This window comes from Mycobacterium sp. (assembly GCF_050701515.1).
Lineage (GTDB): Bacteria > Actinomycetota > Actinomycetes > Mycobacteriales > Mycobacteriaceae > Mycobacterium.
In genome coordinates this window covers 1-24,852 of record NZ_JBOGDB010000004.1, presented here as the reverse complement: position 1 = coordinate 24,852, position 24,852 = coordinate 1, and the positions used below count along the sequence as shown (strand labels likewise).

The 24,852-nt window shown below is 66.8% G+C and carries 24 protein-coding genes and 2 pseudogenes; 13 read left to right on the top strand and 13 right to left on the bottom strand.

All coding sequences use genetic code 11. The features are described 5' to 3' along the window. Window positions 1-157, bottom strand: a 157-nt coding sequence (locus ACRDU5_RS00690) for a helix-turn-helix domain-containing protein (protein WP_526612276.1), incomplete at its 3' end; no start/stop codon positions are given. Window positions 158-251: 94 nt separating this feature from the next. On the opposite strand from ACRDU5_RS00690, the pseudogene ACRDU5_RS00685 reads away from it, so the two are divergent. Together ACRDU5_RS00685 and ACRDU5_RS00680 are read left to right on the top strand one after the other, a co-directional pair. Beyond that, a pseudogene (locus ACRDU5_RS00685) lies at window positions 252-1,489 on the top strand (CocE/NonD family hydrolase); the annotation flags it as partial. A 111-nt stretch (window positions 1,490-1,600) separates the two neighbouring features. Beyond that, window positions 1,601-2,137, top strand: coding sequence for a hypothetical protein (locus ACRDU5_RS00680; RefSeq protein WP_526612297.1), 537 nt, complete (start codon window positions 1,601-1,603; stop codon window positions 2,135-2,137). Here the strand turns inward: ACRDU5_RS00680 and ACRDU5_RS00675 are convergent. Then, a complete protein-coding gene (locus ACRDU5_RS00675) occupies window positions 2,124-3,095 on the bottom strand; it encodes an NADPH:quinone oxidoreductase family protein (RefSeq protein ID WP_526612296.1) in 972 nt (323 codons plus the stop codon). The genes ACRDU5_RS00680 and ACRDU5_RS00675 overlap by 14 nt on opposite strands. A gap of 63 nt (window positions 3,096-3,158) precedes the next feature. Here ACRDU5_RS00675 and ACRDU5_RS00670 point away from each other — a divergent pair, with 63 nt between their 5' ends. Beyond that, a complete protein-coding gene (locus ACRDU5_RS00670) occupies window positions 3,159-4,127 on the top strand; it encodes an alpha/beta fold hydrolase (protein WP_526612299.1) in 969 nt (322 codons plus the stop codon). Here the strand turns inward: ACRDU5_RS00670 and ACRDU5_RS00665 are convergent. Continuing rightward, on the bottom strand, window positions 4,124-5,476 hold the full coding sequence (locus ACRDU5_RS00665) for a flavin monoamine oxidase family protein (RefSeq protein ID WP_526612295.1): 1,353 nt from the start codon (window positions 5,474-5,476) through the stop codon (window positions 4,124-4,126). The two genes, ACRDU5_RS00670 and ACRDU5_RS00665, sit on opposite strands and share 4 nt — an antisense overlap. Window positions 5,477-5,567: 91 nt before the next feature. Here ACRDU5_RS00665 and ACRDU5_RS00660 point away from each other — a divergent pair, with 91 nt between their 5' ends. From ACRDU5_RS00660 to ACRDU5_RS00645, 4 genes are all read left to right on the top strand, one after another. Next, window positions 5,568-7,046 carry a flavin-containing monooxygenase gene (locus tag ACRDU5_RS00660; RefSeq protein WP_526612294.1) on the top strand — a complete coding sequence of 493 codons (1,479 nt, stop codon included), beginning with the start codon at window positions 5,568-5,570 and terminating at the stop codon, window positions 7,044-7,046. Further along, window positions 7,043-8,527: a flavin-containing monooxygenase gene (locus ACRDU5_RS00655; RefSeq protein WP_526612293.1), complete on the top strand. Its 1,485-nt coding sequence runs from the start codon at window positions 7,043-7,045 to the stop codon at window positions 8,525-8,527. The genes ACRDU5_RS00660 and ACRDU5_RS00655 overlap by 4 nt, the downstream gene beginning before the upstream one ends. A 9-nt stretch (window positions 8,528-8,536) precedes the next feature. Then, window positions 8,537-8,905, top strand: coding sequence for a DUF4345 family protein (locus tag ACRDU5_RS00650; protein ID WP_526612292.1), 369 nt, complete (start codon window positions 8,537-8,539; stop codon window positions 8,903-8,905). Window positions 8,906-8,985: 80 nt separating this feature from the next. Next, window positions 8,986-10,470, top strand: coding sequence for an HNH endonuclease signature motif containing protein (locus ACRDU5_RS00645; protein ID WP_526612291.1), 1,485 nt, complete (start codon window positions 8,986-8,988; stop codon window positions 10,468-10,470). Here the strand turns inward: ACRDU5_RS00645 and ACRDU5_RS00640 are convergent. Beyond that, the gene (locus ACRDU5_RS00640; protein ID WP_526612290.1) at window positions 10,467-11,582 is read right to left on the bottom strand and encodes an Rv3169 family protein; all 1,116 of its coding nucleotides are present in this window, start codon (window positions 11,580-11,582) and stop codon (window positions 10,467-10,469) included. The genes ACRDU5_RS00645 and ACRDU5_RS00640 overlap by 4 nt on opposite strands. Beyond that, complete coding sequence (locus ACRDU5_RS00635; protein WP_526612289.1) at window positions 11,582-12,715, bottom strand: phosphotransferase family protein; 1,134 nt, start codon at window positions 12,713-12,715, stop codon at window positions 11,582-11,584. The genes ACRDU5_RS00640 and ACRDU5_RS00635 overlap by 1 nt, the downstream gene beginning before the upstream one ends. Before the next feature lie 41 nt (window positions 12,716-12,756). Between ACRDU5_RS00635 and ACRDU5_RS00630 the strand changes: the two genes are divergently transcribed. From ACRDU5_RS00630 to ACRDU5_RS00615, 4 genes and pseudogenes are all read left to right on the top strand, one after another. Continuing rightward, window positions 12,757-13,359, top strand: a complete 603-nt coding sequence (locus tag ACRDU5_RS00630; protein ID WP_526612288.1) for a TetR/AcrR family transcriptional regulator C-terminal ligand-binding domain-containing protein — start codon at window positions 12,757-12,759, stop codon at window positions 13,357-13,359. A 4-nt stretch (window positions 13,360-13,363) separates the two neighbouring features. Next, window positions 13,364-14,050 carry a PIG-L deacetylase family protein gene (locus ACRDU5_RS00625; protein WP_526612287.1) on the top strand — a complete coding sequence of 229 codons (687 nt, stop codon included), beginning with the start codon at window positions 13,364-13,366 and terminating at the stop codon, window positions 14,048-14,050. Continuing rightward, window positions 14,047-14,322 (top strand): annotated as a pseudogene (locus ACRDU5_RS00620) (carboxylesterase family protein); the annotation flags it as partial. The gene ACRDU5_RS00625 and the pseudogene ACRDU5_RS00620, both read left to right, overlap by 4 nt. Window positions 14,323-14,659: 337 nt before the next feature. Continuing rightward, complete coding sequence (locus ACRDU5_RS00615; protein WP_526612286.1) at window positions 14,660-15,046, top strand: hypothetical protein; 387 nt, start codon at window positions 14,660-14,662, stop codon at window positions 15,044-15,046. Here ACRDU5_RS00615 and ACRDU5_RS00610 read toward each other — a convergent pair. After that, a complete protein-coding gene (locus tag ACRDU5_RS00610; protein ID WP_526612285.1) occupies window positions 15,043-15,822 on the bottom strand; it encodes an enoyl-CoA hydratase in 780 nt (259 codons plus the stop codon). The genes ACRDU5_RS00615 and ACRDU5_RS00610 overlap by 4 nt on opposite strands. Window positions 15,823-15,900: 78 nt before the next feature. On the opposite strand from ACRDU5_RS00610, the gene ACRDU5_RS00605 reads away from it, so the two are divergent. Together ACRDU5_RS00605 and ACRDU5_RS00600 are read left to right on the top strand one after the other, a co-directional pair. Beyond that, window positions 15,901-17,400 carry an FAD-dependent oxidoreductase gene (locus ACRDU5_RS00605; protein ID WP_526612284.1) on the top strand — a complete coding sequence of 500 codons (1,500 nt, stop codon included), beginning with the start codon at window positions 15,901-15,903 and terminating at the stop codon, window positions 17,398-17,400. Then, window positions 17,397-17,993, top strand: coding sequence for a TetR/AcrR family transcriptional regulator (locus tag ACRDU5_RS00600; protein ID WP_526612283.1), 597 nt, complete (start codon window positions 17,397-17,399; stop codon window positions 17,991-17,993). The genes ACRDU5_RS00605 and ACRDU5_RS00600 overlap by 4 nt, the downstream gene beginning before the upstream one ends. On the opposite strand, the gene nuoN is transcribed toward ACRDU5_RS00600, so the two are convergent. From nuoN to ACRDU5_RS00565, 7 genes are all read right to left on the bottom strand, one after another. Then, window positions 17,990-19,567, bottom strand: a complete 1,578-nt coding sequence (gene nuoN, locus ACRDU5_RS00595) for an NADH-quinone oxidoreductase subunit NuoN (RefSeq protein WP_526612282.1) — start codon at window positions 19,565-19,567, stop codon at window positions 17,990-17,992. The two genes, ACRDU5_RS00600 and nuoN, sit on opposite strands and share 4 nt — an antisense overlap. After that, a complete protein-coding gene (locus ACRDU5_RS00590; protein WP_526612298.1) occupies window positions 19,564-21,129 on the bottom strand; it encodes an NADH-quinone oxidoreductase subunit M in 1,566 nt (521 codons plus the stop codon). Before ACRDU5_RS00590 ends, nuoN begins: the two co-directional genes overlap by 4 nt. 5 nt (window positions 21,130-21,134) lie before the next feature. Beyond that, a complete protein-coding gene (gene nuoL, locus ACRDU5_RS00585) occupies window positions 21,135-23,018 on the bottom strand; it encodes an NADH-quinone oxidoreductase subunit L (RefSeq protein WP_526612281.1) in 1,884 nt (627 codons plus the stop codon). Between the two features lie 7 nt (window positions 23,019-23,025). Continuing rightward, window positions 23,026-23,325, bottom strand: a complete 300-nt coding sequence (nuoK, locus tag ACRDU5_RS00580; protein ID WP_526612280.1) for an NADH-quinone oxidoreductase subunit NuoK — start codon at window positions 23,323-23,325, stop codon at window positions 23,026-23,028. After that, window positions 23,312-24,022 (bottom strand): NADH-quinone oxidoreductase subunit J, encoded by a 711-nt coding sequence (locus tag ACRDU5_RS00575; protein WP_526612279.1) that lies wholly within the window; start codon window positions 24,020-24,022, stop codon window positions 23,312-23,314. Before ACRDU5_RS00575 ends, nuoK begins: the two co-directional genes overlap by 14 nt. Beyond that, the gene (gene nuoI / locus ACRDU5_RS00570; protein WP_526612278.1) at window positions 24,019-24,543 is read right to left on the bottom strand and encodes an NADH-quinone oxidoreductase subunit NuoI; all 525 of its coding nucleotides are present in this window, start codon (window positions 24,541-24,543) and stop codon (window positions 24,019-24,021) included. Before nuoI ends, ACRDU5_RS00575 begins: the two co-directional genes overlap by 4 nt. Next, on the bottom strand, window positions 24,536-24,852 hold a 317-nt coding region (locus tag ACRDU5_RS00565), incomplete at its 5' end, for an NADH-quinone oxidoreductase subunit H (protein WP_526612277.1). The genes ACRDU5_RS00565 and nuoI, both read right to left, overlap by 8 nt.

Below are 24,852 nucleotides of genomic sequence, written 5' to 3'. Positions count from 1 at the left end.
GGCGCGAGCGCGGCTCAAACGCCGCTGCCCCCTCGGCCTCATAGCGTCTGCACAGTTGCTGTACCCAGGTGCGTGAGACGTCGTAGTCGCGGGCGACTTCGCTTTTGCTGCGTCCTTCCAACACGACAGCGGTGATGACGAGCTGCGCCTTCGACATGGCCGGCCTCCCACGACAGCTGAGGTGCCAACTATGTCGCGAGACAGCTGCCAACTATGTCGTGGAACCAGACACTGTCCCCGCTACGATTGTGATGTCCCCGCTACGACGGAAACGGCCCTTGGAGCTAGCTGCCCCGGGGGCCGTTTTCCCGCCGACGACCGACTACACCGTGGCCCGTGACGTCGCCGTGCCGATGCGCGACGGCACCCTGTTGCTGGCCGACCATTACGCGCCGACAACGGCAGCCGCCGGCACGATCCTGGTGCGCGGACCGTACGGCCGGAGCGGTGCGGCCGCGATATTCACGGCCAGAACCTACGCCCAGCGCGGCTATCACGTCGTTGTGCAAAGCGCCCGTGGAACTTTCGGCTCCGGGGGGACCTTCGAACCCGGACGCAACGAGGTCGACGACGGCGCCGACACCGTCGCATGGCTGCGGCGCCAGCCCTGGTTCACCGGCCGCTTCGCCACCATGGGTGGCTCCTACCTCGGATTCACGCAGTGGGCGCTGCTCGTCGATCCGCCACCGGAGATGGCGGCGATCATCACCGTCGGGCCGCACGACTTCAGGGCGGCGGTCTGGGGGACCGGGGTGATCGGCGGCTGGCAGGACCTCTTCCTGCCCCAGACGCTCGAGCAGTACCGGCACCTGCGGGCCCGCGGGGTGAACGCGGCGCTCACCGTGGGTCCGTGGACGCACATGCATATCGGCACGCGGGGGGCCGGGCGGGCGGCGCGGGAATCCCTCGACTGGCTCGCCGAGCACATGGCCGGCACGCCGGGGCACGGCCGCAGGAGCCCGGTCCGGATCTTCGTCACCGGCGGACGGGGATGGCGTGGCCTTGCCGACTGGCCACCGGCGTCCGACGACAAGGTGCTCTACCTGCAGCCGACGGGACGGCTGGCCGACGACCCGCCATCGGCGGATGCCGGGCCGTCACGGTTTCGCCTACGACCCCGCGGACCCGACGCCGACGATCGGCGGCCGGCTACCGCAACGACACCCGACTGGCCGAGCGGACCGACGTCATCAGCTTCACGGGTCCGGTGCTGGCCGAGGACGTCGAAGTCATCGGCACCCCTTACGTCGAGCTCGCGCATTCGGTCGACACTCCATCGGCCGACCTGTTCGTGCGGATCAGCGAGGTCGATCGCAAGGGCCGGTCACGCAATGTCAGCGACGGCTATCTGCGGCTGAACCACCACTCGTCATCGCCGCTGCGACTGAAGCTGGACGCCGTCGCTCACCGCTTCCACGCCGGCACCCGGATCCGGCTGATGCTGGCCGGCGGGTCGCACCCGCGGTTCGCGCGCAACCTGGCCGGTCCACCCACAGAGTGGCGCACGGAGTTGGCGGCCTCTCCCGCCTGATCCTTCCGGCGCCAAGAGGTGACGTATATCGCATTGCATCTATATAGAACTAGAGTAGATATGAGAAACATGCTCGGATCCACCTGGAACGTGACGCCAGACGAGCGGGCCGCGAGCCTGCCGTGCGACGACCTGATGCCGGGCGCGGTGCGTTTCGACCGCGCCATTTCCATCGACGCGCCGCCGTCGATTGTGTTCGCGTGGCTGTGCCAGCTGCGGATTGCGCCCTACAGTTACGACTGGCTCGACAACCTTGGCCGGCGCAGTCCGCGCACCCGGTCTCCGGAGCTTGCCGACCTGGCAGTCGGGCAGCCGTTTGTCCGGATCTTTGGCCGGACATATGTTTTCGAGCTGGCCTCGTTCAAGGCCGACGAGCACATCACCTTGCGGTTGCCCGACGGAAGTGCGATGTCGCGCTTCGGGGCAGTGAGCGCCACGTACTCGGTGCGGGTCGAAGGCAACGGCACCCGGCTGCATGGCCGTGAGCTGTACGACGGGCCGTGGCTACTCGGCCAGTCCCTGGCGTTGGTGAATCTGGTGATGATGCGCAAGCAGCTGCGCGTGCTGAAAAAGCTCGCCGAGCGCGACGCCGTCACCGCAGTTTGACGACGACCTTTCCCTTCGCGGTCCGGTCCTCCAGCGAGGCGATGGCCTCGGCGGCGCGCTCGAGCGGATAGACCACCGGCTCCGGCGCCGACACCTTGCCCGACGCCAACAGCGGCTCCAGCTCCGCCCACTGCTCAGCCAGGTAGCCCGGATGCACCAGCGCCCATGCGCCCCAACCGACGCCGACCGCGTCGACGTTGTTCAGCAACAGCCGGTTGACCTTGACCGTAGGGATCTCGCCGCCGGTGAACCCGATCACCAGCAGCCGGCCGCCCGGCGCCAGGGAGCGCAACGAGTCGGTGAACCGGTCGCCACCCACCGGGTCGACGACGATGTCCACGCCGCGGCCGTCCGTCAGCCCCTTGACGGCGCCCTTGAAACCGTCGGCCAGCACGACATCGGATGCGCCGGCGGCCTTGGCGACCGCGATCTTGTCCTCGGTGCTCACCACCGCGATGGTGCGCGCGGCCCCCCAGACCGGGGCGAGCCGCAGCGTCGACGTGCCGATGCCGCCCGCTGCGCCGTGCACCAGGACGGTCTCACCGTCTGCGAGCCGGCCCCGCGTGCGTAGTGCGTGATGCATCGTGAGGTCGTTGAACAGTAGTCCGGCGCCGGCTTCGAACGACACCTTATGCGGCAGTTTGAATACCCGATCCGGTTGCAGGGCAACGACTTCCGCCATGGCTCCGCAGATCATCGTCAGTCCCGCAACGCGATCACCTGCGGAGACGTGCGCGTCGGCGGGTGCGCTGCGCACCACGCCGGCGATCTCGCCGCCCGGCGAATACGGCAGTTCCGGCTTGTACTGATAGAGCCCGCGGGACTGCAGCGCATCGGGAAACGCGACGCCTGCCGCGTGAACATCGACGACGACCGCGCCATCGCCATCCGGCTCGTCGATCTCGACGAGTTCCGCCGCGTGTGGACCATCGAGCCGGGCTATCTGTATCGCGCGCATCGCAACCTCTCTCGTCGACGAGCACCATTTAACATGGCTACGGCACAACCGATCGGAGTGGCTATGGCACGGGGTCAGCGGGTCAACGGCAAGGCGAGGCGATTCGCTCCGGCCGAGGCGTTGCCGCCCGGGCGCGCAATCGCCGTTCGCTCCAAAGACGGCACCCGGCTGCACGCCGAAGTGTTCGGTCCCGAAGATGGCTATCCGATCGTGCTGGCGCACGGCATCACCTGCGCCATCCGGGTATGGGCCTACCAGATCGCGGACCTCGCCAAGGACCACCGGGTGATCGCGTTCGATCACCGCGGCCACGGCCGCAGCGCCGTACCGCGACGGCGTCGCTCCTATACCCTCGAACACCTCGCCGCTGATCTCGACTCGGTGCTGGAGGCGACGTTGGAGTCCGGCGAACGGGCCGTCATCGCCGGACATTCGATGGGCGGCATCGCGATAACTTCTTGGGCGGACCGGTATCCCGAGCGGGTTTCGCAGCGCGCCGACGGCGTCGCGCTGATCAACACCACCACCGGTGATCTGTTACGCAATGTCAAGCTGCTGCCGGTGCCGGCGCGGTTCGCCGACGCCCGGGTACGCGCTGCGGGGTCTGTGCTCAAAACCTTCGGCGCGGCGCCCTTGCTGCGGGCCGTCGACCGGCCCAGTCGACGCTTCGTCTCGATGGTCGCAGTCGGTCGCGACGCCGACCCCGCCGTGCACGAATTCATCTACCAGCTGTTCGTCTCCAGTCCTGCCGCCGGCCGTGGCGGTTGGGCCCGCACGTTGGTCGATGCCCTCGGGCCAGAGCACATCGGCCTGCAGAATCTCACGGTGCCGACGCTGGTGATCGGCAGTGAGAAGGATCGGCTACTGCCCATGGTGTCGTCGCGTCGAATCGCGCGGACGGCGCCGAACCTGGCGCAGTTCGTCGAGCTGTCCGCTGGTCATTGCGCGATCGTGGAGCGCCCGCGCGAGGTGAACAATCACCTGCGGCTGCTGATCGAGTCCGTGAGGCAGGAAAGACGCGCAACGTCCTAACCGGACAACGCGCGGTGTACTTCGGCGGCCGCCCGCTGGCCGGACCGCACCGCACCGTCCAGAAACCCGGTCCACTCGTCGGCGGTTTCCGTTCCGGCCCAATAGATTCCGTTGACCGGCTTGCGCAGCCACGGCCCGTAGCTGGTCCACGAACCCGGCGGTACCGCGGCGGTAGGGCCGCCCGGTGCGAATTCGTCTGTCCCCCAACAGTGATCGACGTAGTCGATGGGTTGCAACGCCTCATCACCGAATAGCGCGGCGAAGCCGGCCAGCGCGCGCTCGCGGCGCTCCGCCGGCGGCAACGTATCGAAGGTCCGCGCATCGGTGAAGCCCAGCAGGATGCCGGGGCCCTTCTCGTCGGGGCTGAGGTCGAAGGTGATGAAGACCGGTCCCTCGTCGGAAAGCGCTTCGCCGGAGCACCCGTTCGCGCGCCAGAACGGCCGTTCGTAGGCGGCGTAGGCCTTGCTCAGGTTTCCCTGCGGCCAGTGCTGCGCAAGCTTCTCGTACTCGGCGGGCAGCGCGGGGGAGAAGTCGATGGCTGCGCGGTGTGCCGGCGCAGTCGCCACAATGACCGCCTTGGCCGTGACGTCGCCCCGGTCGGAGCTGACGGTGACGGTGCCGTCCGCGTGTCGCTCGATGCGCCGCACCGGTGCGTTCAGCAGGATGCGCTCGCCGAGCTCGTCGGCCATCCGGAGCGCGATCTGCTGGGTCCCGCCGGGGAAGAGGTCCTGCTGCGCGCCGCCTTCGACGTCGAGCATCCGGCCCAGCCCGCCCGCGGCCTTCACGTAGCGCACGGCGTGCAGCATCGACACCTGGTCGGGCTCGCAACCCCAGGTCACCCTGGCCATGATCGCCATCAGATCGCGCGTCGACGCGCTGGCCCGTAGCGAGCGCAACCATCCATCCAGCGTCTGCTCATCGAGGCTTTCGGCGTTGCTGGCCGTCCACGGTTCGGCCACCGGAACGCGCCGGCACACCCGCTCGAACCGCCACTGGATCCGGGACACGTCGAACAACTCGAGCATGGACAGCCGGGGGATGGTGCTGCGATACGAGCGGACCTTCCCGCGCCACTTGATCAGATTCTTGCCGCGGATGTGGGTCGGCACCGTCTCACAGCCCAGCTCGGCCGCCAGCGAGACCACGGCGTCCTGGGTCGGGCCGACGAATGTGCCGCCGAGGTCGACCGGGGTGCCGGCGATCGTCGTGGTCGACGACCGGCCACCGACCCGGTCCCGGCCCTCCAGCACGACGATGTGGTAGCCAAGCCGCACCAGATCCCGGGCCGCGGACAGCCCCGCGAACCCTGCGCCGACGACGACGACATCGGCCTCGGTTGGGATCCCCACGCGACTAGGCTCTCACGCCGTGGTGGAGGGCGTTGACGCGTTCGCCTGCGGACCACATATCGTGGTACCCAGCCGAACCAAGGGGGTACGGGTGACCGAGCAGGCCGAATACTCCGACGTGCTGATCATCGGCGCGGGCATCTCCGGGATCGGCGCCGCCTACCGCATCCATGCGAAGAACCCGAAGCTGACCTACACGGTGCTGGAGCGTCGGGCCCGGATCGGCGGCACCTGGGACCTCTTCCGGTATCCGGGAATCCGCTCGGACAGCGACATCTTCACATTGAGCTATCCCTTCGAGCCGTGGACCCGGCCGGAGAACGTGGCGGACGGGCCCGACATCCGCAATTACCTGACCCACACCGCCCGCAAGCACGGCATCGACGAGCACATCCGGTTCAACACCAAGGTGGTGTCGGCCGACTGGGATTCCACCACCGACACCTGGACGGTCCAGACCGAGCAGGATGGCAAGCCCAAGAGCTATCGCGGCCGGTTCCTGTTCTTCGGCACCGGGTACTACAACTACGACGAGCCCTACCGGCCGGAGTTTCCCGGCATCGAGCAGTTCACCGGCGAAGTCGTGCATCCCCAGCACTGGCCCGAGTCGCTGGATTACACCGGTAAGAGGGTCGTGGTGATCGGCAGCGGCGCGACCGCGGTCAGCATGATCCCGTCGCTGACCGAGAAGGCCGGCCATGTGACCATGCTGCAGCGCTCTCCCACTTACATGCTGTCCTCGTCGCGGATCAATCCGGCCGTGCAGGCGATCCGAAAAGTGTTGCCGTTCCGTGCCGCTTATCGGGCCGCGCGGTGGTACAACACCGTGTTCACGGTGCTCACCTATGTGATCGCCCGCAAGGCGCCCAGGTTCAGTAAGTGGCTGATCCGGAACGGAGCCAAACGCAATCTGCCCGAGGGTTATCCGGTAGACGTCCATTTCAAGCCCCGGTACGACCCGTGGGACCAGCGGTTGTGCCTGATCCTCGACAATGATCTCTACACCGCGGTCGGTGATGGCCGTGCGGATGTGGTGACCGACCACATCGACCACGTCGACGGCACCGGCATCGTGCTGGGCTCCGGTGAGCGAATCGATGCCGACGTCATCATCACCGCCACCGGCCTGCAACTGCAGGCACTCGGTGGTGTCGCGTTGAGCGTCGACGGCGCTGAGGTCAAGCCGCAGGACCGGTTCGTCTACAAGGAGCACATGCTTGAAGACATCCCGAACATGGCGTGGTGCGTCGGCTACATCAATGCATCGTGGACACTGCGGGCTGATCTGACCGCCCGATCGGTGGCAAAGCTGCTGGCGTACATGGATTCCCACGGGTACACACACGCCTACCCCCACCTCGGCGACGTGCCGATGCCGGAGAAACCGGCGTGGAACATCAATGCCGGCTATGTGCAGCGCGCCGCGCACGTGCTGCCGAAGTCGGGTACCCACCGGCCCTGGAATGTGCGGCACAACTATGTGCTGGATGCGATCGATCACCGCTTCGATCGGATCGAGGAGTCGATGGTGTTCGGCCGCGTGCCGGAAGAGACGGCCAAGTCCGCATGACGACACACGAACCCGAGTACAGCGACGTCCTGATCATCGGTGCGGGGTTCTCCGGTATCGGCGCGGCCTATCGCATCCGCGAAAAGAATCCGCAGCTGCGTTACACGATTCTGGAACGGCGCGAGCGACTGGGCGGCACGTGGGACCTGTTCCGCTATCCGGGAATCCGCTCGGACAGCGACATCTTCACACTGTGCTTTCCCTGGGAGCCGTGGACACGGCCCGAGATGATCGCCGACGGCGACCACATCTGGGAATACATCGCCGACACCGCGCGAAAGCACGGCATCGATCGACACATCCGGTTCAACACTCATGTCCGTTCGGCGGACTGGGACTCGACCACCGACGCCTGGACGGTGCAGACCGAAGTCGACGGCGAGCCGCACACCTACCGGGCTCGGTTCTTGTTCTTCGGCACCGGCTACTACAACTACGATGAGCCTCACACCCCGACATTTCCCGGCATCGAAGACTTCAAGGGTGAGGTGGTGCATCCGCAGCATTGGCCGGAATCGTTCGAATACAGCGGCAAGCGGCTGGTGGTGATCGGCAGCGGTGCGACCGCGGTCAGCATGATCCCGACGCTGACCGACAAGGCGGCGCACGTGACGATGCTGCAACGAACCCCGTCGTACATGATCTCTGCAGTGAAGGTGGAGCCGACTGCCAACCTGATTCGAAAGGTTTTCCCGCGCAAGGTTGCCCATTGGATTGTCCGGTGGCGCAACGCGCTGATCGGGGCCCTGCTATGGGAGATCGCCCGCAAGGCGCCGGAGTTCAGCAAGCGTTTTCTGCGGCGTATCGCGGAACGCAATCTGCCCGCGGGCTACGACATCGATACCCATTTCAAGCCGCCGTACAACCCCTGGGATCAGCGGCTGTGCTTCATTCTCGGCGCGGACCTCTATAAAGCCATCAGCGACGGCGACGTGGAAATGGTTACCGACCACGTCGATCGCATAGACGAGAAGGGCATTGCCCTGAGGTCCGGGCGGCATCTGGACACCGATGTGATCATCACCGCGACCGGCTTACAGATTCAGGCGCTCGGCGGCATCACGGTCAGCATCGACGGGGAGAAGGTCACGCCACACGAGCGGTTCGTGTACCGGCGCCACCTGATCGAGGACGTGCCCAACGCGGCGTGGTGTGTGGGCTACACGAACGCTTCGTGGACGTTGGGCGCTGACATGACAGCACGATCGGTTGCGAACCTGTTGGCCTACATGGGTTCTCACGGCTACACACATGCGTATCCGCACCTCGGCGACGCCGACATGCCTGAACAACCCGCGTTCAACCTGCAGTCGGGCTACGTGCTTCGCTCGCTGGACGTGCTGCCGAAATCCGGCACTCGCAGGCCGTGGGCCCTCACGCACCACTATGTGCGCGACGTGTTCGGCCGTCCCTTCGAGTCCATCGAGGAGTCGATGGTGTTCGGCCGCGTCCAGACGCTGGACGAGGCTCAGCCCGCTTAGGAGGCCATCGTGACCGTTGCGGTCATCATCGTTGTCGCTGTGTTCTTTCTCGGCATGGGTGTCTACGCGTTGGCCGCCCCCGCCGCGATGATTCGACCATTCGGCACCACCCTGGGAACAGGCGCGTCGCGTTCCGAAGTGCGAGCCGTATACGGCGGCTTCGGCCTTGCCATCGCCGCGGTGCTGGCGTATGCGGCCGTTCGCGGGGGAGACGTGCAGAAGGGCATCCTGATCACCATCGCCGCGGCCTTGGCCGGAATGGCGTTCGGCCGCCTCTTTTCGGCGGTTGTCGACGACCGAACCGCGTTCTACCCGAACTGGTTCTACTGCATCGTCGAGGCCGTGGCTGCGGCCGCACTGTTCGCGGCCGCCAGCTAGTTATCCACAGTCGTAATTTCATCCACAGGCGGGGCTGTAGCTGGTGGTTTGCGTCGGCGGCCGCGGGTAGATTCGAATGCATGTTCGATGGTTCGCTTCCGGAGGTCGGTGACCTGGCCGCGCTCGGTGATACCGCGCTGGTGGATGCGGTGGGTGGCTGGGCGCGCGCGGAGAACGCGGCGTGTGCGCGCAAGCTGTCCGCGATGGCCGAGCTGTTCTGCCGGCGCACCGGACTCGACGATGCCAAGGAGCGTGACGGCTGGTGGGTGGATCCGGATGCGGCGGTGGCCGCCGAGTCAGCCGCCGCGGTGGGCATCAGCCAGGGGCTGGCGTTGTCCCAAACCCATCGCGGGGTGGCCCTGCGCGATCGGCTGCCCACGGTGGCGGCGCTGTTTGAGGCGGGTCTGATCAGCGATCTGCTGGTGCGCACGATTGTGTGGCGCACCGCGTTGATCCTTGCCCCCTTCACAATGAAGATGGTGGATCGCGCGCTGGCCGCCCGGGTCACCCGCTGGGGTGCGTTGTCGGCGAAGAAGACTGAGCAGGCCATCGATGCCCTGGTCGAACAGGTCGATCCCGGGGCGCTGCGCCGCAGCCGCGAGGGCAGCACCGGCCGCGATGTGGCGTTCGGCTCGCCCTCGGATGAACCGGGCTTCACCCGCATGTGGGCCCGGTTGTATGCCTCCGACGCCGTGGTGGTCGAACGCCGGGTCGAGGAGATCGCGCGCAGCGTGTGCGACGCCGATCCGCGCAGCCTCGCCGAGCGGCGTGCCGATGCGCTGACCGCCTTGGCCGCCGGACACACCGCGCTGGCCTGCGAGTGTGGTGAGTCTGACTGCCCGGCCGGGCAGCGTGACAGCACCCCACCGGTCACCGCGATCGTTCAAGTGATCGCCGACGAAGCGACCGTTCGCGCCGCCACCGCAACCGCCAAACACGCCGAGCCGCAACAGTGCACGGCGCCGCCGGCGTTCGTGATCGGCGGCGGGGTGATGCCGGCACCGCTGCTGGCCGCGACCCTGAAGCATGCGACGGTACGCGAGGTCCGCCACCCGGGCGAGGCGCCGCCCGAGCCGCGGTATACACCGTCGCGGAAATTGGCCGATTTCATCCGCTGCCGCGACCTGACGTGCCGCTTCCCCGGATGTGACCGACCCGCCACCCACTGCGACATCGATCACACCGTGCCCTACCCGGTCGGACCCACCCACCCGTCGAACCTCAAGTGTCTGTGCCGGTTTCATCATCTGCTCAAAACCTTCTGGAACGGCATAGGTGGATGGCGCGATCGACAACTGCCCGACGGCACCGTCATCTGGACATCGCCGACCGGGCACACGTACACCACCTACCCCGGCAGCAGACATCTCTTTCCCAAGTTATGTAAGCCCACCGCCACACTGTGGTCCCGCGATCCACCCGCTCTCGACACCACACCAGACCGCGGCGTGATGATGCCCAGACGCCGACACACCCGCGCCCACACCACCGCCCGAGCCATCGCGGCCGAACGCCGACTCAACGACGACCTCGTCGCCGAACGCAATAGACCGCCACCGTTCTAAGGCGCGACGGTCAGCCAGTCGGCGAAGCCGGATGGATCGTGGCGTCCGAGTGCGCCGTGCTCGAACAGACCCCAGCCCTCGACCGGCTTGCCGCCGCCTTCCTGACAAGTGGCGCGCCCGACGTGGTCGATCACGCCGAACCCGGATCGGCCGATGATCGCGGGATCGGTCATGTCGTAGGTGAGTCGCTCGGTGAACTTCTCGCCCTTCCACATGCCATGAGTCCAGTCCGGGTCACCGCCGTAACCGCCGCCGACGTGAATCGGTACCGGCAGCTTCGACTCCACCTCGAACACCACCGGCGACCCATCGGGCGTCGTGGCCTCGATCGTCGCGCCGTAAGGGATTCGGGTGCCGGAGGTGTAGTGGATCTTGACTCGCGGCCAGCCCAGCTGCTCGACGCGGCCATCCCTCCAGACCCGGGTGCAGTCGTTCAGCGAGCGGAATCCGCTGGGCTCCTCCTGGATGATCAGCACGATCGAGAAGTCGTCGAACGCCATCGGCACGTAGAGCCACCACATCCCCTCGAACGGCGGATCGGCCGGTCGCCCAGCGGGTTCGGCCTCGCCGATGGGCCGGACGCCCCACGACCGGTCCCGCGACCCGATCCACACCGACGGGTCGACGGTGATTTCCTCGTCGTCCATCGCGATATGCCCACTCCACGAACCCAATTGGGCGAACCGCTGGGCGTCCAACGTGATCCGCGTACCGGAGCGCAGCACGTGCCGTTGTTCCTGTACCACGTCGAACAGCCCGTTCCAGGTGAGATCGACGGCCATGCCCTCGGCTTCGTCCATAACGATGCGCAGCTTGTGCAGCGGTTGTTCGACCTCGATGCGGTAGCTCACCACGTTCTGGTTGAGCCGATCCTGGTCGATCGCGTCGGACAGATGCACCGCCGTCTGCGTGTCACCACGGCGGACGAGGACAAACGCGTCCTTCACCCCCAGATTGGGGTAGTAGCCGATGCCGGTGATCAGGAAGATATCGCCGGTGCGGTCGTGCGCGTTGAGGTAGGACCGGTCATAGAAGTTGCGGTCCGACGAGCCCGGCCAGGCGATCGGCTGTGGGATCTGGTGGACCGGGAACTCGTCCATCGGGCCGAGCATCAGGTTTCCTCTCCGATGAGGCGCCGCAGTACGGCGCCGTGATAGAACAGCGATTCGACGTCGTCGGGTTGTTCGATCTCGCCGAAGCGCACCCGCCGGGCGCTGGTCCGCATGAACACGCAGGCCCAGATCACACCGGAGTACACGTAGAACCAGTGCAGGTCGCCCAACTCGACGCCGGTCTTCTCGGCGTACGTCGCCTTCACGTCGGATTCCCGCATGAAGTCCGGTAGGCCGGGCATGCCGGCCAGGCCGGCGAGCTCCTGGAAAACCATGTGCGCGAAGATCATCCACGCCACGTCCATCTCGCGCGGTCCCAGCGTCGCCATCTCCCAATCGAGCACGGCGATCGGCTTGAAGTCTTCGTACAGCACGTTTCCGATCCGGGAGTCTCCCCACACCAGGACCGGCTCGGTGGCGGCGACGTCCTCGGGCCAGTTCGCTTCCAACCAGTCGAAGGCTCGCTCCAGCAGTGGGGCTCTGCCGATGTCGGGGACCGCGAACTCATACCACGACCTCAGCCAATCAAGGTTGCGCCGCAATGCGTTGCCGTCGGCTCCCTCGGCCAGGAAACCGAACGTGGTCTCGGCGTCGGGGATGGAGTGCAGTTTCGCCAGCACGTCGACGGTGCTGTCCTGCAGTGTGCGCTGCGCATCGGCGGGCGCGTCGAAGAACCAGTTGCCGCCAAACGTGTACGGCATGACGTCAGGCGGGACCACCCCGGACACGTAGTCCATCAGGAAGAACGGCGTGCCCAGCACGGTGCCGGTGGGCTCCAGCCAGCGCACCCGCGGCACCGGGACGTCGGTTTTCTCGGCCACCAGCCGGATCACGTCGAACTGGTGGTCCATCCGATACGACCTGAACACCGGCACGTCCTGCTGGGTGGGAGCGACCCGGGCCACCCACTTCTGTTCCCGCTCCTTGCCGTCCTCCTTCCAGCGGCCGGTCAAGATGATGGTCTCCGAGGACATTCCGTTCGCATCGACCCCGCTTTCCACGGTCACCTGCGGTGTCACGCCGCCGGGCATGACCGTCGAAAGCCACTGCGACATCACATCGGGCAGCGCGCTGACATCCCGACTGGAGTGTTGGAGTCGGCTGACATCCTCCAGAGCCGGTTCACTGGCCAAGGTTCTTCCTCCGGCATAATTACGATACGGTGGGTAGCGTTATGAAACCAGACCCGCATTCGGTTGACAAGGCCCCGGCAGCCGGGCGGCCCCGGGATCCGCGTATCGACGCTGCCATACTGCGCGCCACGGCGGATCTGCTCGTGCAAATCGGATATCCGAACCTGACCATGGCCGCGGTCGCCGACCGGGCCGGCACCACCAAGACCGCGCTGTATCGCCGGTGGTCGAGCAAGGCGGAGCTGGTGCACGAGGCGGCTTTCCCGGTGACGCCCACCGCCATCGCAACACCCCCCGGCGACATCACCGCCGACATCCGCGCGATGATCGCCGCCGCCCGGGACGTGTTCACCAGTCCATTGGTGCGCGCGGCGCTGCCCGGGCTGATCGCCGACATGGCGGCCGACGACGAACTCAACGCCCGGGTGATGGACCGGTTCACCGGGTTGTTCGACGCGGTGCGGACCCGGCTGGCCGACGCGCTGGACCGCGGCGAGGTACATGTCGACGCCGACCCGGACCGGCTCATCGAGGTCATCGGCGGCGCGACAATGCTGCGGCTGCTGCTCTGGCCGGACCAGGATCTCGACGACAAGTGGGTCGACCAGACCACCGCCATCGTGGTGCACGGTGTGGTGGCATAGCGGTGTGCCCGAGATTCAACCGTTCCCGACGGACTGGCGCACAGCGCTGGTGCTGGTGCCCCACCCCGACGACCCGGAGTACGGGTGCGCCGCGGCCGTTGCCAAGTGGACCGCCGCGGGCAAGACCGTGCACTACGCGCTGGCGTCCCGCGGCGAGGCCGGCATCGCGGGCATGGCGCCGGAAGAGGCCGGCCCGCTGCGCGAAACCGAACAGCGGCGCTCCGCGGCCATCGTCGGGGTAAACGACGTGCAGTTCTGGGATTTTCCGGATGGCCGCATCCGTGACACACCAGAACTGCGAGCCAAGATCGCCGACACCATCACCGCGCTGGCGCCCGACGTCGTGATCACGCTCTACAGCGGCCCCGAGTGGGCACCAGGCGCGCCGAACCAGCGCGACCACATCGAGTTCTCCAACGCCGTTGCCGCCGCGTATGACTCGCTGGAAGACCCACCGCGGTGGCTGTTCGAGAACGGTCCGGAGATGACGCACGGCGAGGTGGTGGACGGGTTCGTCGACATCGCGGTCGCCTCGTTGGCCGCGCATGACGTCTACTTGTCCGTACTCGATCCCGACACGCCGGTCCAGGAACAGGCCCGAAAGCAGGTCGAGGCGACGATACGACCGCTGGCCGAGTTCGGCGGCGGCCACGCCGTCGAGTTCATCCTGCGCAGGAGCCGCGGGCGGTGACCGTCGTCGCGACGCGATCCGGAAAGATCTGCGGCGCAGCGGAAAACGGCCTGCACGTCTTTCGTGGCATTCCCTACGCTGCGCCGCCGGTTGGTGTGCTGCGGTTCCGCGCGCCGGTTGGCCACGACGCGTGGTCCGGCGTGCGCGACGCGACCGAGTTCGGCCCGGCGCCGCCGCAACCGATGCGCGTGACTTCGTCGGACGAACCCGAATACGACGGCTCCAGCCTCGCCGCGCTGCAGTGGATCCGCGACAACATCGCCGGTTTCGGCGGCGATCCGCAAAAAGTCACCCTGTTCGGCGCCGACCTGGCGGGCGACATCGCCGCCGTGATCGCGCGGAAAGTCCGAGCGGCACCCGTCCGCGACGCGCTCGCCGCGACATCCGCGCAGGGATTGGCCGACGCCGTCGCCGACACCACGATCCCCGACCACCAAGACCGTTGGGGATTCCCGCTTCTCATCCGCGGAGCGCTGTTCGGACCGGTGATCGACGGGGCCGTGGTGCCAGCCACCCCGTGGCGGGCTATGGCAGCCGGAGCGGGTCGCGACATCGATCTCGTCGCTGGGCACAACCGCGACGAGTACAACTACGCGATCGCCGCGGCCGGTGGGGCGGAAACCATCACCGAAGCCGACACGGATCGGGCATTGCGGTTGTTGCCGCCGACACCCGACGGCGCGCAGGCCTACCGGGCGGCCCATCCGCACGCCGGCCATCGTCACCGAAATCCCGTTGGTCTTCGGGACGTTGGATTCGCCGGTCGGCTTGGCGCTGTGCGGCCAGTCACCGGTTGCCAAGGCGGTATCGGCCGAAATGAGCAGCGCATGGCGGTCTTTCGCAACCGACGGCGATCCCGGCTGGCCCAACTACGATCCCGTCGAGCAACTCACCCGGGTCTTCGATGCGGAGCCGGGTGTCGAGCGGTATCCCGAGCAGGCTTCGCAACAGATCTGGGCGAATCATCAGTTCGACCCCTTCCCGCTGCAGCATTAGGGGCTCTCGATCTGCCGCTTGTTGCGAGCCGACACCGCGCGGAATTGATCGGCGAGGCCCTCGAGGTCGTGCTCCTGCGCACCGGCAATTTCGTCTTCGGCCGCCAACGCGGGATCGATGACCGGCGCCGCACCCCTGGTGTAGATCTCCTTGAGGCCCAGCATCACCGGACCCGGCACCTCGGCGATCTGGGTGGCCAATTCGACGGCGCGGTCGATGAGCCGGTCGTGCGGCACCACCTCGGTCACCAACCCGATCCGCTCGGCGCGCGCGGCGTCGACGACCTCACCGGTCATCGACAATCGGCGGGCGGTCGCCGCACCGACGAGCTGGGGGAGCCGTGCGGTCATCCCGCCCCCGGGGAGGATGCCGACGCGGGCGTGGGTGTCGGCGAACACCGCCCGCTCCGACGCGACGAGGAAGTCGCAACCGAGGGCGATTTCCATGCCGCCGGTGAAGGTCGCACCGTTGACCGCGCCGACGATGGGTGTGCGCATCGCGGCCACCGCCGTGATGCAGCTTTGCGTTTTGAATTCGTCGAAATACTTCAGCCCGTCCCGAGCGGCCTCCTTTAGGTCCACCCCGGCGCAGAATGCCGGATCCACCCCGGTAAGCACCACCGCACGCACCGACTCGTCGGCGTCGGCCTCCGTCAGCGCGGCATACAGCGACCTGATCAGCGCTCTACTCAGCGCGTTCCTGGCTGCGGGCCGGTTCATTGTGAGTACCCGAACCGGGCCGTGCTCGCCGATCAGAACAAGCGGTTCCGTCGTCATGGGATGAATCTAGCGGGCGGCCTCGATCGAGCGTATATTCCGTTACGGAACCGTTTCGTTATTCAAAGGAGGTCTTCAGTGCGAGACACCGCTGTACTCGTCGTTGGCGCCGGGCCGGCCGGGCTCGGCCTCGCGTGCGGCCTGCTTGAACAGGGCGTGCGGGTCCGCGTGGTTGACAAGGCGCCTGCACCCGCCACCACATCGAGGGCGAACTTCTTGCACGCTCGCGGAAGTGAGGTGCTCGACCGTCTCGGTGCCCTCGGTGACCTGCCGGAACGTTCCGTGCGAGCGATGAAGATCACCACCTACCTCGGCGACAAGCCGCTGATGCGGATCCGCTTCGGCGACCCGGGCCTGCACACCGCCGCGCCGCCGATGGTGATCTCCCAGGCTACTGTCGAGGCCGCGCTGCGGGATCGACTGAACGAGCTCGGCGGCGAGATCGAATGGGCGACACCGCTTGTCGACCTCCGGCAGGACGACGCCGGTGTGGTCTCGACGCTCGGCACGGGGGAGGAGGTGCGCGCCGCGTGGCTCATTGGCTGCGACGGCGCGGGCAGCACAACCCGCCGTCTCGTCGGCATCGACTTTCCGGGCGTGAAGCTCACCGAGCGATTCCTCCTTGCCGACGTGCGTCTGGACTGGGACCTCGACCGGTCGGGAACCACCGGTTGGATCCATCCCACGGGGATGATCGGCGTCATGCCGATGCCGGGCGGACTATGGCGGATCATCGCATACGACCCGGGCCAGCGAGGCGAAAAGCCCAGTGAGGACGAGATTCTCGCCCGGCTGGAACAGATCCTTCCCGAACGCAGCGGCCGCGACGTCGGCATCCTCGGCGCGGAGTGGTTGTCGATGTTCAGCGTGCACCGCAGACTTGCCGCCACCTACCGATGTGGTCGGGTCCTGATCGCCGGCGACGCCGGTCATACCCACGCGCCGTTCGGCGGCCAGGGCATGCTCACCGGGCTGGGCGACGTGGAGAACCTTGCGTGGAAGCTCGCCCTCGTCGTCGACGGGCAGGCCAACGTCGCATTGCTGGACACCTACGAAGCCGAACGCCGACCGCTGGCCACCGAGGTGCTGCGTAGCACCAGCGCTGTGACCAAGCTGAACGTTGCCAGCAGCTCGATCGGCCGGTTCATCCGCGATCAGCTCGTCGCCCCGATATTCAACCTGGCAGCCGTACAGCGGTGGGTGACGAATCAGACGTCCCAGTTGTGGGTGAGCTACCGGCGCGGTCCGCTCGCCGAAAGATCTTTTCCGACAAGGAAACCCCGACCCGGCGACCGAGTCGGCGACCAACCGTGCATCCGGCCGGACCGCGACTCCACCCGTCTCCATGCCGAGCTACGCGGACATTGGGCGCTGCTGGTATCCGGCGCTGATGCGGCGCTCGCTGACACCGCGCGGCTCCATCTTGGCGATCGCGTAACGGTCCTGCGCCGCACCGATGGCAGAGCGTCAGACGCGTTTCTCGTCCGTCCGGATGCGCACCTTGCCTGGCGTGGCGGCCAACCGGAGCAGCTCGACCGCTGGCTACGACGGGCGCTCGGCGGTGGGCGGGTGCGATGACCGCCGCCCGCGGCCGCCCACGTGATCCCGCCCTCGACTCGGCGATCCTCACCGCGGCGATCGGGCTGTTCGTCGCCCACGGCATCGCCGCCATGAGCATCGAGCAAGTCGCCAAGCGCGCCGGTGTCGGCAAGCCGACCGTCTACCGGCGCTGGAAGACGAAGGAGCGCCTGGTTGCCGATGCGATCGAAGCGCACGTCGGCACCGATTTGCACTGGCCCACCCGCGACGAAATCGCTGCCATCTCACCGCAGGTGTTGGTGCGCCGTAACATCGCGGCGGCTGCCCGTACCGCCGCCGAACCGCAGTTCCGCGCACTCGTCGCACAGATCTACGGCTCGGCCGTCACGCACCCGTTGCTGATGCAGACGTACTGGGATCACTACATCCGGCCGCGCCGCGCGCTCGTCATCGCCATGCTGGAACGCGCGCGGGCCGATGGTGACGTCGCATCCGACGCCGATCTTGACGTGCTGGTCGACATGCTGGCGGGCGCGGTGACTTACCGTGTTCTGCAACCCGATCCGCCGACCGTCCGGCAGATGAAGCGCTATCTGGAGTCGGCGTACCGGCAGGTGGGCTTGCTGCCTTAGCGCAGGAACTGGTCGGCGATGTTCGCCAGGTCCAGCAGCGGCTGCGGCAGCGCACCGAGCGCGAACGTGACGGCGGCGGTTATCGTGACCACGGCAGTGCTCAAGATGGAAGGCACCACGACGTCGGGCGCATCGTCGGGTGGGTCGGTGAAAAACATCAGCACGATGACCCGCACGTAGAAGTATGCGGCGATGGCACTGGCGATTACGCCGACGATCACCAGTGGGATCGCGCCGCCCTCACCCGCGGCCTTGAACACCGCGAACTTACTGACGAAGCCACTGGTCAGCGGGATGCCGGCAAAGGCAAGGAGAAACAGCGAAAACACAATGCCGACAACGGGATAACGTCGGCCCAGCCCCGCCCAGCGTGCCATCGCGGTGGCTTCCTCACCCGCCTTGTCACGGACCAAGCCGACGACGGCGAAGGCACCCAGTGTGCTGAATCCATAGGCGAACAGGTAGAACAGCGTCGAGGACAGCCCGGCCTCGTTCCCGGCGATCACGCCGGTCAGGATGAACCCGGTGTGCGCCACCGCGGAGTAGGCGAGCATCCGCTTGACATCGGTCTGGGTGACCGCGGTGACCGTGCCGACCACCATGGTCAGGATCGCGATCGCCCACAACACCGGGCGCCATTCGGTGTGCAGTTCGGGCACCGCGACGTAGAAGACGCGCAGCGTGGCGCCGAACGCGGCGATCTTGGTGGCCGCGGCCATGAACGCGGTGATCGGAGTCGGGGCGCCCTGGTAGACGTCGGGAATCCAGGAGTGGAACGGCACCGCTCCGATCTTGAACAGCACACCCACCAGCAGCAGACCGACACCGATCAGCGCCAGCGACATCTTGCCGGATCCCGCTGCGATCGCGTCGGCGATCCCGACCAGGCTGAGCGTGCCCGCGTAGCCGTACAGCAGGGCCGCGCCGTAGAGGAAGAACGCCGATGAAAACGCGCCGAGCAGAAAGTATTTCAGCGCCGCTTCCTGGGACAGCAGCCGGCGGCGACGGGCCAGCCCGCACATCAGATACAGCGGAAGGGACAGCACCTCGAGCGCGATGAACATGGTCAGCAGGTCGTCGGCCGCAGGGAACAGCAGCATCCCGCCGACGGCGAACAGCGTCAGCGGGAACACTTCGGTCTGCATCGCCCCGGCCTTAGCGGCCAGCTTCTCGGCGACACTGCCGACCACCGCGGATGCCTGCGGGGTGAATGCATCCAGTCCGCCCGCATTGCTCTCGGAGTCGGACTCGGCGGGGATGCGTCGTTCGGCGATCAGCAGGATTCCGAGAATGCCGACCAGCAGGATCGTGCCCTGCAGGAACAGCGCCGGCGCATCGACCGCGACGGCACCCAGCACCGCCGTGTCTCCGAGGGCGCCGTGCAGGTCGCGGGCCAGCATCACCACCGCGACCAACGCGGCCGCCAGGCCGGCCAGGCTGAGCAGCACCTGCGCGCCATAGCGGCGGTGGCGCGGCAGGAACGCTTCCACCAGCACGCCGGCGATCGCGGCACCGAACACGATCAGCATCGGCGACAGCAGCCCGTATTCGACGCTGGGCGTTGGCAGATTCATCGCGCCGGGCCTTCCGCCAGTTTGGGAGCAGGATCGGATTCGTTGATCGTGGTCAGCGTGTGGCTGACCGCCGGATTGATCACGTCGAGCGCGGGTTTCGGATACACGCCGAGCACCACCAGCAGCGCGATCAGCGGCGTCACGACGACTAGCTCGCGGGGCAGCAGGTCGCGCAGCCGGTCGTTATCTTCGGCGACGGGTCCGGTCATCATTCGCTGATACATCCACAGGATGTAGATCGCCGAGAGCACCAGCGCGCTGGCCGCACACACCGCGAACACCGGGTAACGCGTGAATGTGCCGATCAGGACCAGGAATTCGCTGATGAACGGCGCCAGCCCCGGGAGCGACACTGTCGCCAACCCGGCCACCAGGAAGGTGCCCGCCAGCACCGGTGCGACGTACTGGACGCCGCCGTACGCGTTAATCGCGCGAGTTCCCCTGCGGGACACCAGGAATCCAGCGATCAGGAACAATGCGGCGGTGGATATGCCGTGGTTGACCATGTACAGCGTGGAGCCGGACTGGCCCTGAGTCGTCATCACGAAGATGCCCAGGATGATGAAGCCGAAGTGGGATATCGATGTGTAGGCGATCAGCCGCATCACGTCGGTCTGACCGATCGCCACGATCGCGCCGTAGACGATGCCGACAACCGCCAGTGTGATGATCAGCGGCCGGAAATACGTTGACGAGTCGGGGAACAACTGCAGGCAGTAGCGCAGCATGCCGAAGGTGCCGACCTTGTCCATGATCGCCATCATCAGCACCGCGCTGGCCGGGGTTGCCTCGACGGCGGCGTCGGGCAGCCAACGGTGGAACGGCCACAGCGGCGCCTTGACGGCGAAGGCGAACATGAACCCGAGGAACAACGCGTTCATGATCGCCGGGTTGATCGCCAACTGACCGCTGGACACCGCGTCGACGATCGCCCGGAAGTCGAACGTGCCGGACTCGAAGGCGTCGCTCTGGGCGGTCACCACGTACAGGCCGATCACCGCGGCTAGCATGATCAGGCCGCCGAACAGGTTGTACAGCAAGAACTTCACCGCCGCTTTCGAACGGTGTTCACCGCCGAAGCCGCCGATCAGGAAGTACATCGGAATGAGCATGGCCTCGAAGAAGACATAGAACAGCAGCACGTCCAGCGAGATCAGCGACATGATGACCATGCCCTCGACGGCCAGGGTCAGCGCCAGATAGGTGTGGGTGGAGCGGCCCCGCAAACCGGCCTGATCGTCGGCGTCGTTCCAGCCGGCCACGATCAGCAGCGGCACCAGCACCGCGGTGAGGACGACCAGCGCCAAGGCGATGCCGTCGATGCCGAGAATGTAGCCGGTGCCGAAAGACGGTATCCAGGTGTGGGATTCGACGAACTGGTACGGGGGACCGCCGGGCTGGAAGCCCACGGCCAGGATGATGGTCAGTGCGAGGACGGCCAGCGAGACCAGCAGCGCAAACCACTTGACCAGCACCCGCTGCGCGGCGGGCAGGAGCATCAGCAGCGCGGCGCCCCCCGTCGGAACCGCCCACAGGATGGTCAGCCACGGGAGGGAGGGCAACGAGCTCACCACAGTTGCACCGCCAGGATCGCCGCGACGACCAGTACCGTGCCGACGAGCATCGACAGCGCGTACGAGCGGGCGAAGCCGGTCTGCAACTGCCGCAAGCCATCCGAGGTGCGTCCGACCAGCGCGGCCAGCCCGCTTGCGGCACCGTCCACACCCTTGTCGTCGACCTCGATCAGACCCTTGGTCAGCACTTGGCCGGGCCGCATCAGCAGCTCCTCGTTGAACACATCGCCGTAGAGGTCCTTGCGGGCGGCCACGGTCAGCGCCGACACCTCCTCGGGCGCGGTGTCCGGGACGGGTTGCTGGGCATACATGCGGTAGGCGACCGCGATCCCGACCGCGACCACCGACAGCGCGAGGGTGGTGACAACCCAGGCAGGCAACACGTGGTGGGCTTCGTGCGCGCCGACGACCGGTTCGAGCCAGTGCTGCAGGGTGCCGCCGATGGCGAGCAGCCCGCCCGCCGCAACCGAGCCGACGGCCAGCGCGATCATCGGCCAGGTCATCACACGCGGCGCCTCATGCGGATGGAGGTCGGGTTGCCATCTCACTTCGCCGAAGAAGGTCATCAGCATGACCCGGGTCATGTAGAAGGCGGTGATGCCCGCCCCCAGCAGCGCGGCGCCGCCCAGCACTGCGCCCTTGACTCCGCCCGCGTTCAAAGCGGTTTCGATAATCGCGTCCTTGGAGAAGAAGCCGGCGAACGGAGGCACGCCGATGATCGCGAGGTAGCCAAGACCGAAGGTGGCGAACGTGATCGGCAGCAGTCGGCGCAGGCCGCCGTAGCGGCGCATGTCCACCTCGTCGTCCATGGCGTGCATCACCGAACCGGCGCCGAGGAACAGGCCCGCCTTGAAGAACCCGTGGGTCAGCAGGTGCATGATCGCGATGGCGTAGCCGGCCGGCCCCAGACCGGCGGCCAGCACCATGTAGCCGATCTGGCTCATGGTGGATGCCGCCAGCGCCTTCTTGATGTCGTCCTTGGCGCAGCCGACGATCGCGCCGAACAACAAGGTCACCGCGCCGACGATGACGACCCCCAGCTGCGCGGTGGGCGCGAGGTCGAACACCGGGCCGGAGCGGACGATCAGGTACACCCCGGCGGTCACCATGGTCGCGGCGTGGATCAACGCGGACACCGGGGTCGGGCCTTCCATCGCGTCGCCGAGCCAGGACTGCAGCGGGACCTGCGCCGACTTGCCGCACGCAGCGAGCAGCAGCAGCAGACCGATCGCGGTCAACGCCCCATCGGTCAGCTGAGGTGCGGCGGCGAAGACGCCGGCGAACGAAATCGAGCCGACGTAGGCGAACATCACCATCATCGCGATGGCCAGGCCGACGTCACCGACGCGGTTGACCACGAACGCCTTCTTGGCCGCCGTGGCCGCCGACGGCTTGTAGGACCAGAACCCGATCAGCAGATAGGACGCCAGGCCGACGCCCTCCCAACCGACGTAGAGACCCAGGTAGTTGTCGGCGAGCACGAGCAGCAACATCGCGGCGAGGAACAAGTTCATGTACGCGAAGAACTTCCGGCGTTCGGGGTCATTGGCCATGTAGCCGACGGAGTAGATGTGGATCAGCGACCCGACGCCGGTGATCAGCAGCACGAAGCACATCGACAGCTGGTCCAGCTGCAAGCCGAAATCCACCTGCAGGCCGCCGACCGGCACCCAGGAGAACAGCCGCTCGTGGACGACACGCTCCTCGCCCGCCCGGCCCAGCATGTCGGCGAACAACACCACCCCGACGGCGAACGACGTCACCGCGGTCGCACAACCCAGCAAGTGGCCCCAGCGGTTGGACCGCCTACCGGCCAGCAGCAGAATTGCCGCGCCCGCCGATGGGAGAGCGATCAGCAGCCACACCGGAATCGTCATCGCGCCCTTAGTGCTTCAACAGGCTCGCATCGTCGACCGAGGCCGAGCGGCGGGTTCGGAAGATGGTCATGATGATCGCCAGGCCGACCACCACCTCGCAGGCCGCGACCACCATGGTGAAGAACGCCACCACCTGGCCATCCAGGTGCCCGTGCATGCGGGAGAAAGCCACGAAGGCCAGGTTCGCCGCGTTCAGCATCAGCTCCACGCACATGAACATGACGATGGCGTTGCGGCGCAACAGAACTCCGGCCGCACCGATCGTGAACAACAGTGCGGACAGATAGAGGTAGTTATCGGGATTCATCCCGCACCTCCCTGCCTTCCAGGATCGCGCTCACCGACAGCTCAGAGCCCGAGCCGTCGGGTAGTCGCGCCTGCATGTCCACGGCGTTGTGCCTGGCGTAGACACCGGGTCCCGGCAGCGGAGTCGGATGGCCGCCGGGCTGGAACCGCTCTTCAGCCAGCTCGCGCTGGGTCTTGGCGCGCTCGAACCGTTCCCGGTGCGCCAGCACCATCGCGGCCAGGGCGGCGGTGATCAACAGCGCGCCGGTCAGCTCGAACGCCCACAGGTAGCGGGTGAAGATCAGCGCCGCCAAACCTTCCACGTTGTAGTTGGTGTTGGCCTCCGGAAGACCGGTGAAGCCGGCCACCGACACATTGCCGATACCCGCAACGAGCAGAACTCCGAAGCCGACGCCCGCGACGATCGCCGCAACGCGTTGGCCGCGAATGGTTTCCACCAGTGATTCCGACAGGTCCACACCAATGAGCATCAAGACGAACAGGAACAGCATCATCACCGCGCCGGTGTAGACGACCACCTGGACCACACCGAGGAACAACGCCTCCTGCGCGATGTAGAGCACCGCCAGGCTGATCATCGTCGATGCGAGGAACATCGCCGAGTACACCGCCTTGCGTGCGGCCACCACCCCGATCCCCCCGAGCAACGCCACGCCGCCGAGCACCCAGAACACCACCGCTTCGGCCGTCGATGTCACTTCGCGTCCTTGGTAATGGGTTTGATGTTGCCCAGGTAGTAGTCCTCGTCGGTGCTGCCCGATTGCATCGGATGCGGCGGTGGTTCCATCCCGGGTTGCATCGGCGCGAGCAGCTTGTCCTTGCCCCAGATCAGGTCGGCGCGGTTGTCGTCGGCCATCTCGTAGTCGTTGGTCATCGTCAGCGCGCGCGTCGGACAGGCTTCGATACACAAGCCGCAACCGATGCACCGCAGGTAATTGATCTGATAGACCCGGCCGTAGCGCTCGCCGGGCGAATAGCGCTCTTCTTCGGTGTTGTCGTCGCCCTCGACAAAGATCGCGTCGGCGGGGCAGGCCCAGGCGCACAACTCGCAGCCGATGCACTTCTCCAGACCGTCGGGATAACGGTTCAGCTGATGGCGGCCGTGGTAGCGCGGCGTGACCGGACCGGGCTTCTCTGGATACTCCTCGGTGACCGGCTTTCTGAACATGTTCCCGAGGGTGACCGCGAAACCGGCTAGGGCATCGAAAAACTTAGGCATCAGTTCTCTCCCTGGCTTTCTCCTTGCTGGCCGAGGGTAGCGGTGGCACCGGGAAGGACCTCGCCTCGATGGCCTGCTGTGGGATCTTCCGGATGTTCCTGGCCCGCAATGCCCGCCACAGTGCTACGGCCAGAAGGATGGCCAGCACCGCGCCGATGGTGATGAGCCCGCTGGCCCATGCGGTGTAGCCCTGCGTCCGCAGGCTGTGCGTGGTGGCGACGATCGCGATCCAGACCAGTGAAACCGGAATGAGGATCTTCCAGCCCAGCGCCATGAATTGGTCGTAGCGCAGCCGCGGCAGGGTGGCGC

What these genes read in the sequence shown, in the direction of transcription:
- ACRDU5_RS00680 (WP_526612297.1), top strand. Translation starts at nt 1,601, where the DNA reads ATGCTCGGATCCACCTGGAACGTGACGCCAGACGAGCGGGCCGCGAGC.
- ACRDU5_RS00675 (WP_526612296.1), bottom strand. Translation starts at nt 3,095, where the DNA reads ATGCGCGCGATACAGATAGCCCGGCTCGATGGTCCACACGCGGCGGAA.
- ACRDU5_RS00670 (WP_526612299.1), top strand. Translation starts at nt 3,159, where the DNA reads ATGGCACGGGGTCAGCGGGTCAACGGCAAGGCGAGGCGATTCGCTCCG.
- ACRDU5_RS00655 (WP_526612293.1), top strand. Translation starts at nt 7,043, where the DNA reads ATGACGACACACGAACCCGAGTACAGCGACGTCCTGATCATCGGTGCG.
- ACRDU5_RS00645 (WP_526612291.1), top strand. Translation starts at nt 8,986, where the DNA reads ATGTTCGATGGTTCGCTTCCGGAGGTCGGTGACCTGGCCGCGCTCGGT.
- ACRDU5_RS00640 (WP_526612290.1), bottom strand. Translation starts at nt 11,582, where the DNA reads ATGCTCGGCCCGATGGACGAGTTCCCGGTCCACCAGATCCCACAGCCG.
- ACRDU5_RS00630 (WP_526612288.1), top strand. Translation starts at nt 12,757, where the DNA reads ATGAAACCAGACCCGCATTCGGTTGACAAGGCCCCGGCAGCCGGGCGG.
- ACRDU5_RS00610 (WP_526612285.1), bottom strand. Translation starts at nt 15,822, where the DNA reads ATGACGACGGAACCGCTTGTTCTGATCGGCGAGCACGGCCCGGTTCGG.
- ACRDU5_RS00600 (WP_526612283.1), top strand. Translation starts at nt 17,397, where the DNA reads ATGACCGCCGCCCGCGGCCGCCCACGTGATCCCGCCCTCGACTCGGCG.
- nuoN (WP_526612282.1), bottom strand. Translation starts at nt 19,567, where the DNA reads ATGAATCTGCCAACGCCCAGCGTCGAATACGGGCTGCTGTCGCCGATG.
- nuoL (WP_526612281.1), bottom strand. Translation starts at nt 23,018, where the DNA reads ATGACGATTCCGGTGTGGCTGCTGATCGCTCTCCCATCGGCGGGCGCG.
- nuoK (WP_526612280.1), bottom strand. Translation starts at nt 23,325, where the DNA reads ATGAATCCCGATAACTACCTCTATCTGTCCGCACTGTTGTTCACGATC.
- nuoI (WP_526612278.1), bottom strand. Translation starts at nt 24,543, where the DNA reads ATGCCTAAGTTTTTCGATGCCCTAGCCGGTTTCGCGGTCACCCTCGGG.